We start from the raw sequence: 14,515 nt of genomic DNA, 5'->3' as shown, positions 1-14,515 counted from the left end.
AATCCATTTCATCATATCACAAGCTAATGCCTGCATAAAAGAAATCGCAAAGGGAAGTTTAATCTTCTTAAGCACAGGGTATGATATAAATACATCAAGATCCATACCCCTAACTCCCTAGACTTGGATAGCAGTATTGCTATCCTTTTTCTTTTGTATTTTTATATCATACCTCATCGAAATGACCGGCCGCAAGATAGCGGCTCATTCAAGTTTTATAATTCCCGCTAACGTTGTCAACTTGAAAATCAGAATCTTCCAGTCCTTTAAATATCTTTTCGAACGCTTTCAAAAAACACTTCAAATACTGCAGACACCGCGTTGGAAACCGTCTCTGTTCCGGACATTACCTTATTTTCCAAGTCAGGCAGAAGCAGCTTAACGTTACTATTACGGTAAAACATCTTTTGGAGCTGTTCCTCAATGAGACTATGCATCCATTCCTTTTGCTGCAGCCTCCGGCGAAGCTGGAGGGCCCCTGTTTCATTTGTCATCGTCCTGAATTTCTGAATGGTATTCCAGATCATATCAATGCCTTCTCCAGTGATTGCAGAACATGTATGGGCCCTTGAAGACCAGCCATTAGTAGCAGGCTGAAGAAAATGAAGAATCTGGTTGTATTCCTGTTTCGTTTTCATTGCCAGAAGCTTATTATTGCCATCTGCCTTGTTTACGACAATGGCATCTGCAAGCTCGAGGATTCCCTTCTTCATTCCCTGCAGTTCATCCCCGGCCCCCGTAAGGACCAGCAGCATAAAAAAGTCGACCATTCCCCGGACGATTGCTTCGCTTTGTCCTACTCCCACCGTCTCTATAATAATGACATCAAAACCGGCAGCTTCACAAAGGAGCATTGTTTCTCTGGTTTTCCTATGGACCCCTCCAAGAGTTCCTTCTGATGGGGAAGGTCTGATAAACGCGAGCGGGTTTTTAGACAGCTCCTCCATCCGGGTTTTATCACCTAAAATACTGCCTCCGCCTAAAGAGGAGCTTGGGTCTATTGCCAGCACGGCTACTTTAAAGCCAAGGCTGCATAAAAAGGTACCAAAAGCTTCAATAAATGTGCTTTTTCCGGCACCTGGCACACCGGAAATCCCAATCCTGACTGATTTTCCGGTGTTATTTAAAATGGATTGAAGCAGCGATTGAGCCTGGCCAAAATGCCGGGGAGCATTGCTCTCCACCAATGTAATGGCCCGTGCGAGCATGGCACGCTCCCCATTCATCAGCCCTTCACGCAGCTTGGCAATGTCAGTATCAGATTCATTTTTTTTAATGAACCTGCCGCTTTCCTGCTTAACGTGACTAGGTACTTCTTGGCCGAGTCCAGGCCTTATAATAGATGCGAATCCCTTTTCCTGCCCGCCGGATGCCCATTCAGGCTTTTTATTGCCTCTCATTAAACTGACACTTCCTCATATCCAAGGCGCTTATAGATTTCTTTAATGATAATTTTAGCGGATTTTGGAATGACTGTTCCAGGGCCAAAAATAGCAGCCGCCCCATTGCTGATCAGATATTCATAATCCTGAACCGGAACGACACCGCCCACAATGACTGCTATATCCTCGCGGCCCAGCTTGCGCAGTTCTTCAATGAGCTGCGGCAGCAAAGTTTTATGGCCTCCCGCAAGCGAACTCATTCCGACAACATGGACATCATTTTCCACTGCCTGGCGTGCCGTTTCTTCCGGTGTCTGGAACAGAGGACCGATATCGACGTCAAAGCCCAAATCGGCATAGGCAGTAGATACAACCTTAGCTCCTCTGTCATGGCCGTCCTGCCCCATTTTCGCCATCAGAATCCTTGGACGGCGGCCTTCATTTTCAAGAAATTCTTCCGCCATTTTTTTCACTTCATCTATTTCTGCCGTTTCTGTGTAAGAAGAACTGTAAACTCCGCTAATGGAACGAATGGTTGCTTTATGGCGGCCTGCCGCTTTTTCAACAGCATCTGATATTTCCCCGAGTGTTGCCCTCGCCCTAGCCGCATTGACAGCAAGCTCCAGCAGGTTCCCCTCACCGGTTGTGGCCGAGGCAGTTATGGCCTCCAAAGCTTCCGTTACCCTTTGTGGATCACGGCCAGCTTTTAATTCCTTCAGCTTATTGAGCTGGCTCTCCCGGACAGCAGAATTATCTATTTCCAGAATCTCAATCGGATCTTCCTTTTCTAGCCGGTATTTGTTCACACCAACAATCGTCTCGCTGCCTGAATCAATTTGGGCCTGGCGTTTAGCTGCAGCTTCTTCGATCCGCATTTTAGGAAGACCTGTCTCAATTGCCTTTGCCATACCTCCGAGACCTTCAATTTCCTCGATGTGAGTCCAGGCGCGATTAATTAATTCATTTGTAAGTGCCTCCACATAGTAAGAACCGCCCCAAGGGTCGATCACCTTGGTGATATTCGTTTCCTCCTGAAGATAAAGCTGAGTGTTTCTTGCAATCCTTGCCGAAAAATCCGTTGGCAGAGCGATTGCTTCATCAAGCGCATTCGTATGCAGCGACTGAGTATGCCCCAGCGCTGCCGCATGAGCCTCCAGCAGAGTCCTGACAACATTATTAAAAGGATCCTGCTCTGAAAGGCTCCACCCGGAAGTCTGGGAATGAGTTCTTAAAGCCATGGATTTCGTGCTCTTCGGTTCAAATTGTTTCATTAGTTTTGACCAAAGAAAGCGTCCGGCCCTCATTTTAGCTACTTCCATAAAATAATTCATCCCAACTGCCCAGAAAAACGACAATCGCGGAGCAAACTTGTCAACATCTATGCCGGCCTTCAATCCAGTCCGGACATATTCAACACCATCAGCCAGTGTATAAGCCAATTCGATATCTGCTGGGGCCCCTGCTTCCTGCATATGATAACCCGAAATACTGATGCTATTAAATTTAGGCATATATTTCGAAGTATATTCAAAGATATCCGCAATGATTTTCATCGACATGTCTGGCGGATAAATATAAGTGTTTCTAACCATGTATTCTTTTAATATATCATTTTGGATAGTTCCTGAAAGCTGATCCTGGGTTACCCCCTGTTCTTCTGCTGTGACGATAAAGAAGGCCATGATTGGAAGCACTGCCCCGTTCATCGTCATTGATACAGACATTTTATCAAGGGGAATATCCTGAAAAAGCCGCTTCATATCCAGGATCGAATCGATGGCCACTCCCGCTTTCCCAACATCACCAACCACACGGGGATGGTCTGAATCATAGCCCCGATGAGTTGCAAGGTCAAAGGCAACTGATAGACCCTTCTGCCCCATTGCAAGATTTCTGCGGTAAAAGGCGTTTGATTCCTCAGCTGTAGAGAATCCCGCATATTGCCTTACTGTCCAGGGACGGTTTACATACATAGCCGGATAAGGTCCCCTTGTAAATGGAGCTATGCCTGGCAGCCCTTGATTATGTTCATGGCTGCCATCTGCATGGGTATATACAGGTTTCAGGCTGATATTTTCATTTGTTTCATATAAAAGATCTTCGATTTTGGCTGCAGCTGCCTGTTCGGCCTGCTGCTTCCATTCTTCTTGAGTTACCGGCTTTGCTTTACTCGGCTTTATTTTTTGAAAATCAGGTTTTTTCACAGTCCTTTCACCCCTTCAGATTGCAGCATTTTCTCCAGAAAAGTGATGGCATTTGTTCTAGCATGGATGAAGTCATTAAGCCCAGCCTCTCGGAGCTTATTCGCCTGCTCCTCTGGCTGCTTTCCTGCCAGATACAATTCTAAAGTGCCGAAACGCTGTGTTAATTTTGAAACTATTTCTTCCGCGAATTCCCAATAATCCGTATCGCTTCCGCATAGGCAATAGTGGCTGATCCCTGAGTTTTCAACAAATTGTTCTACTTCATGTATTGATTGGCAGCCTTCGCTTTGGATCACTTCGATTCCTCCTGAAGCAAAGAACCCGCTAATAAAATCTGCTCTCGGTTTAAAGGATTTAATATCCTTTAGGTTAATCAGACCAACCTGAAGCCGCTGTCCATGTGATTGTTTGTACATTTCCAAGCGGATGCGTACAAATTCGTATTGGGAGGAAATTCTGACCGCCTTAAGTTGCTGAATACGTTCTGCTGGAAATACTTGTTCTATTATACTTCTATAATCTTGAAGTGGTGCAGATGAAAATACTTCAATCAATTGATCCCAATCAGGCATTGAACTTGCTGCAGCCGCTGTTCCTGTTGGCGGGAGCTTCTTCTGTTGAGACAATATTTTCTCCTCAGCATTATTAGCATAAACGTTTGTACCGACAATACTAGTTTTCCTTGTTGCGGCATCTTGCTGTTTTCTGCTGAATACCTCACGTATCTCCTCCTGGATGAAACCTACCTTGAGAAGCTGAAGGATTCCGCCCTCCTGGTCAATCTGTAAAAATTTGTCCCATGCTTTTTCTGTAAGCTCGTCAGTTAACGCTTCCACATACCACGAGCCTCCAGCAGGGTCCGCTACTGCAGTAATAAGAGTTTCTTCCTTCAATATTAGCTGGACGTTCCCTGCTAGCCGTGCTGCTAATTCCTCTTCTGCACCAGCAGCCGCATCAAAAGGGCGGACAGTTAAATATTGCACACCGCCAACCACAGCCGCAAAAGCCTGATTGGCAGAACGTAATATATTTACATGCTGATCATATATGGTTTCAGTCAAGCTTGAGGTTTCGGCATGAATATGCATTTTAAATGATTCCCTGGAAGCCTCATAAGCGTCAGCAAGGTACGCCCAAAGCCTTCTCGCAGCTCTTATCTTAGCAATATTCATAAAGTAATTTGAATCAATGCCAAATGAAAAGACTATTTTTTCAGCAATTATCCCTGGGTCAAGGCCATTCTTCAAGCCTTCCTGCAAGTATTGGACAGCAGCTGCAAGAGCGTAAGCGAGTTCCTGGACAGCAGTTGCACCACCATTATGAAAAGCGGAACCTTTAACAAGCAAAGTTTTCATTTGAGGAAACACTTCTTTTGCCTTCTTAAGTCCTTCAAACCATCGGGTAAAATATCCTTCAATATCAGCGGGGATTTTTCCTTCTTGGCTCCATTCAGAAATAGGGTCCTCTGCAATTACCCCGGAAAGGCTGGCAGAATTTATTCCGAACGTACTGCAATAGTCTTGAAGAATAGCTAGAAATGGCAGCTGGCAGCCTTGAAGATCTAAATAAAATGGAGTATCTTCTGTATTAATGCCGTTTAATACCACCGCTAAAGAAGCTGCATCCAATTCCAGCAACGCAGCAGCATCCACAGCAATGGCATCTTGCCCCCGTAAAAATGACTTTTTCATATTTTCATTAATCTGTTCAGAGGTTTTTCCAGAAACAAACTGGCACACCTGCCAAGGTATTTCCTTATATCCGGTATGATTTATGCCTCGGGTGAACGGAAAAACTCCGGGAAATTCCTCATGTTTGCCAGATGCTTTTAAACTCTCAGCAGTATAAATAGGCTGGAGATCGATTTCTTCATATGTACGGGTAATTAAGCTATCAAAACTTTTACCTTTCAGACTGGCTTCTGCCAGCTCTTTCCATTCCTCGTAGGAAGGAACCGGAAAAGCTGAATTTTTTACTTCCTCCATTTTGTAATCGCTTTCTTTTATACTGGCTACAACATTTCCTTTGCCAAAAAAAAGGCAGATCAAACGCTCGCTCAGTATTCTATTAGAAAGCTTCCCCCCTCCTGCTTTTCATTGTTACTTATATTCTATTGAATAGCCGAGTTTCCTGCAATGCAGAACTGTCTTTTCTTAAGCGCAGAAAACAATCACGTGTTTTCTCCGAAATAGAAATAAGAAGTGACCCCCTGCGAACACAATAAATGCGGCGTGAGCGAAGTGAAACGATACAAATTCCTAATTTTTTACGCATCATTTTTCTTATGCCAAACAAAATGCTTAGAGTCCATCCCTTTTCCAAAGAAAAAATAATCCACCCTTGAGCCAGTTCCGCTAATGGTGGATTATCCATAAAATAATTCATTTATCGGCAGAAACGAATGTCATTACAAAAAGTTGCTTAATGCCCTCGTTTCCCTTTTTTTTTGTGCCATACTCTTTAATAGATCGAGGTATTATCTTTAGACATACCCTCAATAATCTCTTTTATCCTAGCGAGGAAACGTCCGCAAACCAGACCATCCAATACCCGGTGATCCAATGACATGCATAAATTAACCATATCCCTGACTGCGATCATTCCATTTATAATTACAGGCCGCTTCACGATTGACTCAACTTGCAGAATCGCTGCCTGCGGATAGTTTATGATACCCATAGACTGCACAGAGCCGAATGAACCTGTATTGTTTACTGTAAATGTTCCGCCCTGCATTTCGTCGGATTTTAGTTTTCCGCTTCTCACCTTAGAAGCAAGTTCGTTAATTTCCCGGGCGATTCCTTTAATTGTTTTCTCATCCGCATTCTTGATTACTGGCACGAATAAGGCATCTTCTGTGGCAACAGCAATAGAGATATTTATATCCTTCTTCTGAATAATTTTATCCCCTGCCCACATGGAATTGATCTGCGGGAATTCTTTTAATGCCTGTGCGACTGCCTTTACAAAGAAAGCGAAATAAGTAAGGTTATAACCTTCTTTTTGTTTAAATTCCTTTTTTAAGGAATCACGGTATGCGACCAGGTTTGTAGCATCCACTTCAATCATTGTCCAGGCATGCGGTGCTTCATGCTTGCTGCGAAGCATATTGGCAGCAATTGCCTTACGGACTGCAGAGACAGGGATTTCAATGTCACCCGCAGACGGCTGAACAGGGGCAGTTTCCGGTTTCTTTACGTCATCTGCCGAAGCAGACGGCTGCCTAACTTGTTCTTGTTTTTGCTCTTGAGGTGCAGCAGCCTGTAAAATTGATGATGCGGCCATTCCTGGTTTCGGTATGTTTCCAGACTCAATTACATTTAACAGGTCTTTACGAGTGATCCTGCCTTCTTTTCCAGTCCCGCTAATCTGAGTCAGGTCAATTCCGTGCTCTTGGGAAATTTTAAGTACTGCAGGAGAGTAACGGACTTTACCGAACTCTGTACCTGAAACTGCCTGGGCAGCAGGATCCGGAGTGATTTCTTTTACTGTTTCTTGTACAGCAATAGTCTCTTTGCTTCCAGTACCCTCAGCAGTTCCGCCGGATACCTCAATCACACAGATAACCTCTCCAACTGCCAGCGTTTCACCTTCACTAGCCACTAATTCTTTAATGATTCCCGTAAAAGAAGATGGGACCTCTGCGTTTACTTTATCAGTCATTACTTCTGCGATTGGATCATATTTATTTACATGGTCCCCAGGGGAGACAAGCCATTTACTGATGGTTCCTTCTGTAACACTTTCCCCTAGCTGGGGCATTTTCATTTGTTCGATTGCCAAAGCCTAAACCTCCTTTTGCCGATGCTGGGCCTAATACTCAGCCAGCTCGCGCATCGCTTTTTCAACTTTATCTGGATTGACCATAAAATATTTTTCCATTGTCGGTGCATAAGGCATTGCAGGCACATCTGGACCGGCAAGTCGCATGATTGGAGCGTCAAGGTCAAAAAGGCAGTTTTCGGCAATGATAGCTGAAACCTCACTGATAATGCTGCCTTCCTTGTTATCCTCCGTGATCAGGAGTACCTTCCCTGTCTTAGATGCTGCTTCCATGATCGACTCTTTGTCCAGCGGATATACAGTACGTAAATCAAGAATATGGACAGAAATGCCATCACTTGCAAGCTTTTCGGCAGCCTGAAGAGCAAAATGGACACAAAGGCCATATGTAATAACAGTAATATCCTCGCCTTCCCGCTTCACGTCTGCTTTTCCTATAGGAAGGACATAGTCATCTGCAGGTACCTCACCCTTAATTAAACGATATGCACGTTTATGTTCAAAGAAAAGTACTGGGTCCTCATCACGAATGGCAGCTTTCAGCAGCCCTTTTACATCATAAGGAGTGGAAGGCATTACAATTTTCAAGCCAGGCTGATTGGCAAATACAGCCTCTACAGATTGGGAATGGTATAAAGCACCATGGATGCCGCCGCCATATGGAGCACGGATAACAATCGGGCAGGTCCAATCATTGTTTGACCGGTAACGGACCCTGGCAGCTTCTGAAATAATCTGGTTTACTGCAGGCATGATAAAATCAGCGAACTGCATTTCAGCAATCGGCCTCATCCCATACATGGCAGCACCAATCCCGACACCGGCTATAGCTGATTCAGCCAGAGGGGCGTCAATCACCCGCTGTTCGCCAAACTGATCATAAAGACCTTGGGTTGCTTTAAAAACGCCGCCCTTTTTTCCAACATCTTCTCCGACTACAAATACTCGGGAATCTCTTTCCATTTCTTCGCGCATAGCCATCGTTACAGCATCAATATACGAAATTACCGGCATCTGAATTCCCCCTTACTTCTCTTCATAAACATATTTCATTGCACTTTCGCCGTCTGCATATGGTGCATTCTCGGCGTAATCCGTTGCTTCGTTTACAATTTTCATAACTTTATCATGTATTGCTTTTTCAATGTCATCATCCATTACGCCGGTCTCTTTTAAATAAGCTCCGAATGTAATAATAGGATCCTTTGTCTTTGCTTCAGCAACTTCATCCGGCGCACGGTAGCTGCGGTCATCATCATCGCTTGAGTGAGGAGTCAGACGGTAGGAAACTGCCTCGATCAGCGTCGGGCCCTCGCCGCGCCTTCCCCGGTCTGCCGCTTCCTTAACGGCAGCATAAACCTCCAGTGGATCATTCCCATCAACTGTGATTCCAGGCATACCATAGCCAATCGCCCTGTCTGATACATTTTCGCAAGCAAGCTGTTTTTCAATTGGCACTGAAATAGCATATTTATTGTTTTCACACATAAAGATAACTGGCAGCTTATGAACTCCGGCAAAATTAGCCCCTTCATGGAAGTCTCCCTGGTTTGAGGAACCTTCTCCAAACGTTACGAATGTGACAAGATCTTTACCTTCCATCTTGCCGGCAAGGGCAACACCTACTGCATGGGGAACCTGGGTTGTTACCGGAGAAGAACCAGTTACGATTCTGTTCTTCTTCTGACCAAAGTGACCTGGCATTTGGCGGCCTCCTGAGTTAGGATCCTCCGCTTTTGCAAAGCCGGATAACATAAGATCCCGAGCAGTCATTCCAAAAGTCAGAACGACTCCAACATCGCGATAGTAAGGTAATACGTAGTCCTTCTCACGATCAAGCCCAAACGCTGCTCCAACCTGTGCAGCCTCCTGGCCCTGGCATGAAATAACAAATGGTATTTTACCTGAACGGTTCAGCAGCCACATCCGCTCATCAACCCGGCGTGACATCAGCATCGTTTCATACATTTCCAATACGGTCTCATCACTGAGTCCCAATGCTTTATGACGATTTTCGGCCATTTTTATTCCTCCTTTTTAGAAAAGCGGAAGCGTCTTGTTCAGCCCCGACAAGCATAAGACAAGCGCTGGCAGAAGGCGCTGTTTGCCTTCAGAAGCGATTGGCTTATGACCTCGAGGGGCTAGACGCTGGAGCTAGACATAATACATTTTTAAAAATTAATCTTCTCTTAATTTGATTAATTCAGGAAGCGTCTTGTCCAGCCCCGACAAGCATATGACAAGCATATGACAAGCGCTGACAGAAGGCGCTGTTTGCCTTCAGAAGCGATTGGCTTATGACCAAGGTTGTAACGGCACTTGGTTACAACACTCGAGGCCCGGCTAAAACCGCCACGTCCTGTGTGTCGGGGCTAGACGCTCGACCTAGACACAGAACATTTTAATAAAGTTTTCTTCTTAATGCCCCAATTTTCCTATCAAAATGAAATAATCTTCTTATTATGAATGAATGGCAAGGCCATCTACCGCCAGAGCTGCCTCTCCAATTGCCTCGGAAAGGGTCGGGTGCGGATGAATTGTTTTAGCTACTTCCCATGGTGTTGCATCAAGGACCCTGGCAAGGCCGGCTTCCGATATCATATCTGTCACATGCGGCCCAATCATATGTACACCCAGTATGTCGTTCGTTTTTTCATCTGCAACAATCTTTACAAAGCCGTCTGATTCGCCAAACACCAGCGCTTTTCCAATGGCTCTGAACGAAAACTTGCCTATTTTTACAGAATAGCCCTTTTCTTTAGCTTCCGACTCGGTGAGGCCGACACTGGCCGCTTCCGGGGAAGAATAGATACATTTCGAAACGAGGGAATAATCAATGGATTCCGGTTTATTGCCTGCAATATGTTCTACAGCTGTTATCCCTTCGCGGGAAGCAACATGAGCAAGCTGGAGCCCGCCGATGCAATCCCCGATTCCATATATATGTGATTCCTTTGTCTGGTAAAATTGATTAGTTTGGATATAGCCCTTTTCAATTTGAATATCTGTATTTTCCAGTCCAATTCCTTCAGTATTTGCCTGTCTGCCTACTGATACAAGGATTTTTTCTGCGGAAAATTCTTTCGTTTGTCCTTTTACTTCGGCAGCAATCGTTACCAGTTCACCTTTTTCTAAGGTATCAGGAAGCACTTTTGCCCCCGTAAAAATTTTGACGCCTCGCTTCTTCAGCAGACGCTGCATTTCCTTGGAGATTTCCTGGTCCTCGGTCGGGATGATTCTGTCAGCATATTCAATAACCGTTACATCAACTCCAAAATCGTTAAGCATGGATGCCCATTCAATTCCGATAACACCACCGCCTACGATGATGATCGACTGCGGCAGTTTTTCAAGCTGGAGCGCTTCATCTGAAGTCAATACTTGCTGCCCATCTATTTCTAGACCGGGAAGAGTCCTTGGTCTAGATCCAGTGGCAATGATAACATTTTTCGGGATGAGCATCTCATTGTCCGAACCATTATTCATTTCAACTGATATCGTTCCGGGCATTGGGGAAAAGATGGAAGGGCCCAAGATCCGGCCTGTACCTTGATACACCTCGATTTTACCCTGCTTCATTAAATGCTGCACACCTTTATGCAGGGATTCAACTATACTTGCCTTCCTCTGCTGCACCTTGCCAAAATCAAGGCTGACTTCACCGGTCAGCACTCCGAATTCCTCGCTTTTTTTTGCTGTGCTGAAAACCTCTGCACTTCTTAATAAAGCCTTGGAAGGAATACAGCCTCTGTGAAGGCAAGTGCCGCCGAGCTTTCCTTTTTCAACGATCGCTGTTTTCAAGCCCAGCTGTGCAGCGCGTATAGCAGCTACATAACCGCCAGTCCCCCCGCCAACTATAACTAAATCAAATTCCTCAGCCATAATAAACCTCCCTATTAAGACATCAGGTAATGCTTCGCTTCTTCTTCGCCGCGAAGAACCCGTAATGCTCCTTCTGCAAGAGCTTCTAACTCATTTTCCCCTGGATGGACGATCACATCTGCAATCCAGTCAATCCGTGAAGAAATTTCACTTACAAAGCTTTTGCCATATGCAAGGCCGCCAGTCAGGATAATCGCGTCTGCCTTTCCGGAAAGTACTGCACTGGCAGCACCAATTTCCTTTGCCACTTGATATGCCATAGCAGAATAGACAAGCTTTGCCTTTTCATTTCCGCTATCAATCATTTTTTCAACCTTTAAAGCATCATTTGTGCCCAGATACCCGACAAGTCCCCCTTGCCCTACAAGCTTTTTCATGATTTCTTCGCGGTAATAATCCCCGGAAAAACAAAGCTTTACTAAATCGCCCGCCGGCACTGTGCCGGCACGTTCCGGGCTGAAAGGACCATCGCCGTGCAAGCCGTTGTTTACGTCGATGACCCTTCCATTTTTGTGTACCCCAACAGTTATACCGCCACCCAGATGCACAACGATTAATTGAAGTTCATTATATTTCCGCCTCATATCCCTTGCAACTTTTCGCGCAACGGCTTTTTGGTTCAGGGCATGGAATATGCTGTTTCTTTCTATTAAGGAAAAACCGGAAACTCTAGCTACCGGTTCAAGTTCATCGACTACAACAGGATCTACTATAAAAGCAGGAATATTTAAGCCGCTTGCAATTTCATAGGCGAGAATTCCGCCAAGGTTTGATGCATGCTGCCCGCTGTAGCCGATTTTAAGGTCATTAAGCATGGTTGCATTAACGAAATACGTTCCGCCTTCTATCGGCCGCAGCAGGCCGCCGCGGCCGCAGACTGCCGCAAACTTTGATATGTTGATTCCTTCTATTTCCAGCGTTTCAAGGATTGTTTTTTTTCTGAAATCATACTGGTCAATGATGTTTTCATACTGGCTAATGACTGCGGAGTCATGCCTGATAGTTTTCTCCAATATGGGCCTTTCATTCTCAAAAACTCCGATTTTGGTAGATGTAGAACCCGGATTGATGACAAGTACCCGATGTTTTATTACTTGCACGCTTCTAAACCTCCAATTTAAAATTCTCTTGTTGAAGCGGTTTAGCGGCGTCTGTTTAAGATATGCCTTTCATTCAGCAAAAATTGGCTTCGGGAATTTCTCATCCGTTCAATTCTTTCTTCTGCCATTCTGTCTGCAGCTTTATAGGTTGGAATGCCATCACGCTTTGCAATCGAAATTACCTTTTCAATATTATTGTAGACGCCCTCCACTTTCTTCAATGCACGCTCACTGTTATACCCATATAATTCATCAGCTACATTAATAACCCCACCGGCATTAATAACATAGTCCGGAGCGTAAACAATTCCTAATTCATGAATGATATCACCATGTTTTGTGTCCTTCAGCTGGTTGTTAGCGGCCCCTGCAATAACTTTAGCTTTGATTTGAGGAATGGTTTCGTCATTGATAACAGCGCCAAGGGCACAAGGAGCATAAATATCGCATTCAACTCCATAAATTTCATCCGGGTCCACAGCCTTCGCTCCAAATTCTTCAACTGCACGCTGAACGGATTCCTTATTGATATCAGTGACGATTAGCTTAGCGCCTTCCTCATGCAGATGGCGGCAGAGGTTGTATGCCACATTGCCGACACCCTGAACTGCAACAACCTTTCCTTCTAGTGAATCGGTGCCGAAAGCTTCCTTCGCAGCAGCCTTCATTCCGCGATATACTCCGAATGCAGTTACAGGAGACGGATTTCCTGATGATCCAAATGCAGGTGAAATACCTGTAACGTAATCTGTTTCTTCGTGGATTAAATCCATGTCAGCAACAGTTGTACCGACATCCTCTGCTGTAATGTAACGCCCGTTCAGCCCTTGGATATAACGCCCGAATGCCCTGAACATTTCTTCGTTTTTATCCTTGCGCGGATCTCCGATAATGACAGTTTTTCCTCCGCCAAGATTCAACCCTGCTGCAGCATTTTTATAGGTCATTCCCCTCGAAAGGCGAAGTGCATCTTCAATAGCAGCTTCTTCAGAGGCATACGTCCACATACGGGTTCCGCCTAAAGCAGGGCCTAATGTAGTATCGTGAATTGCGATTATCGCTTTTAGTCCTGATTGCTTATCCTGACAAAACACAATCTGTTCGTAATCATATTGTTCAAGATTTTTGAAAATTTCCATGAAATTTTCCTCCTCTATATTGTTTGTAAGAATCACTTTTCTGGTTTTTGTTAGCTTTCCTGGACAAAGCAGACAGCTAGTGCCAATGAATATAGCTTGTTTTCCGCTGAATCCGACCGTGAAGTTAATACAATCGGAGCACTTGCTCCCGCAATAATTCCTCCGACCTTTGCCTTAGCAAAATAAACGAAAGATTTGTATAGAATATTTCCGGTTTCGATTGAGGGCACAAGTAAGATATCTGCTTGCCCTGCAACGCTTCCCGATATCCCCTTGTGCTCAGCAGCAGCAGCAGAAACGGCGTTGTCGAGTGCCAGCGGCCCGTCAACAATACAATCGGTGATCTGCCCTCTGGCATTCATAACAGTAAGGGCGGCAGCATCCAATGTCGCCTGCATAGCCGGGTTTACCGCCTCAACAGCAGCAAGAGGGGCCACTTTTGGCATTTCGATGCCAATAGAACGTGCTACCCTAACCGAGTTTTGGATAATTTGCCGTTTTTGTTCCAGATCAGGGCTAATATTTATTCCCGAATCAGTGATTAACATGAATTTTTTAAACCCCGGAACCTCAAAAACGGCAGTGTGGGAGAGAATATTCCCTGTCCTCATACCATATTCTTTATTCAGTACTGCTTTTAACAGCTGAGCAGTCGGAATGTTCCCTTTCATCAAGACATTCGCCTCGTTACGCTTGACGGCACGAACCGCCTGTTCCGCGGAAAGAGAGGCAGAGCTAGAATGGATGATTTTTATGTTATGATGGGTGGAAAGGCCTAATTCGGCACTTTCTAGCAGTTCCACAATCCGTTCCTTATTCCCAAACAATAAAAATGAGGCTATTTCTTTATTTACAGCTTCTACTATCGACTGTATAACTCCATAATCCTCTGCAGCAGCAACTGCCACCGTTTTTCCATTACATTGGGAAGCTTTATCCACAAGTGTCTGTAATTTCATCCGGTACATTCCCTTCTGTATGACACGGAAGTCATATATATACTACTTGCAAGTTGCATGCCAAGT

The 14,515-nt window shown here is 44.8% G+C and carries 10 protein-coding genes; all 10 read right to left on the bottom strand.

The annotated features are described in order from the left end of the window. Window positions 1-266 precede the first annotated feature (266 nt). The gene (gene meaB / locus CVD28_RS23660) at window positions 267-1,400 is read right to left on the bottom strand and encodes a methylmalonyl Co-A mutase-associated GTPase MeaB (RefSeq protein WP_101597161.1); all 1,134 of its coding nucleotides are present in this window, start codon (window positions 1,398-1,400) and stop codon (window positions 267-269) included. Then, window positions 1,400-3,586, bottom strand: a complete 2,187-nt coding sequence (scpA, locus tag CVD28_RS23655; RefSeq protein ID WP_101597160.1) for a methylmalonyl-CoA mutase — start codon at window positions 3,584-3,586, stop codon at window positions 1,400-1,402. The genes meaB and scpA overlap by 1 nt, the downstream gene beginning before the upstream one ends. After that, entirely contained in the window at window positions 3,583-5,571 is a 1,989-nt protein-coding gene (locus CVD28_RS23650; RefSeq protein WP_142384818.1) for a methylmalonyl-CoA mutase family protein, read from the bottom strand. The genes scpA and CVD28_RS23650 overlap by 4 nt, the downstream gene beginning before the upstream one ends. A gap of 475 nt (window positions 5,572-6,046) precedes the next feature. Next, complete coding sequence (locus CVD28_RS23645; protein WP_101597158.1) at window positions 6,047-7,369, bottom strand: dihydrolipoamide acetyltransferase family protein; 1,323 nt, start codon at window positions 7,367-7,369, stop codon at window positions 6,047-6,049. A gap of 30 nt (window positions 7,370-7,399) precedes the next feature. Further along, on the bottom strand, window positions 7,400-8,383 hold the full coding sequence (locus CVD28_RS23640; protein ID WP_101597157.1) for an alpha-ketoacid dehydrogenase subunit beta: 984 nt from the start codon (window positions 8,381-8,383) through the stop codon (window positions 7,400-7,402). Window positions 8,384-8,395: 12 nt separating this feature from the next. Then, window positions 8,396-9,391, bottom strand: a complete 996-nt coding sequence (locus tag CVD28_RS23635) for a thiamine pyrophosphate-dependent dehydrogenase E1 component subunit alpha (protein WP_101597156.1) — start codon at window positions 9,389-9,391, stop codon at window positions 8,396-8,398. Window positions 9,392-9,829: 438 nt separating this feature from the next. Beyond that, window positions 9,830-11,251, bottom strand: coding sequence for a dihydrolipoyl dehydrogenase (gene lpdA / locus CVD28_RS23630; protein ID WP_101597155.1), 1,422 nt, complete (start codon window positions 11,249-11,251; stop codon window positions 9,830-9,832). Between the two features lie 14 nt (window positions 11,252-11,265). Next, complete coding sequence (gene buk, locus CVD28_RS23625) at window positions 11,266-12,351, bottom strand: butyrate kinase (RefSeq protein WP_101597154.1); 1,086 nt, start codon at window positions 12,349-12,351, stop codon at window positions 11,266-11,268. A gap of 41 nt (window positions 12,352-12,392) precedes the next feature. Then, window positions 12,393-13,490, bottom strand: coding sequence for a branched-chain amino acid dehydrogenase (gene bcd / locus CVD28_RS23620; RefSeq protein WP_101597153.1), 1,098 nt, complete (start codon window positions 13,488-13,490; stop codon window positions 12,393-12,395). 50 nt (window positions 13,491-13,540) lie between these two features. Beyond that, window positions 13,541-14,449: a phosphate butyryltransferase gene (gene yqiS, locus CVD28_RS23615; protein WP_101597152.1), complete on the bottom strand. Its 909-nt coding sequence runs from the start codon at window positions 14,447-14,449 to the stop codon at window positions 13,541-13,543. Window positions 14,450-14,515: the final 66 nt, after the last annotated feature.

The organism is Bacillus sp. M6-12 (assembly GCF_002860285.1).
Lineage (GTDB): Bacteria > Bacillota > Bacilli > Bacillales > DSM-1321 > Peribacillus.
Note: the sequence above shows the minus strand (reverse complement) of the source record. Positions and strands in the feature narration are given on the sequence as shown.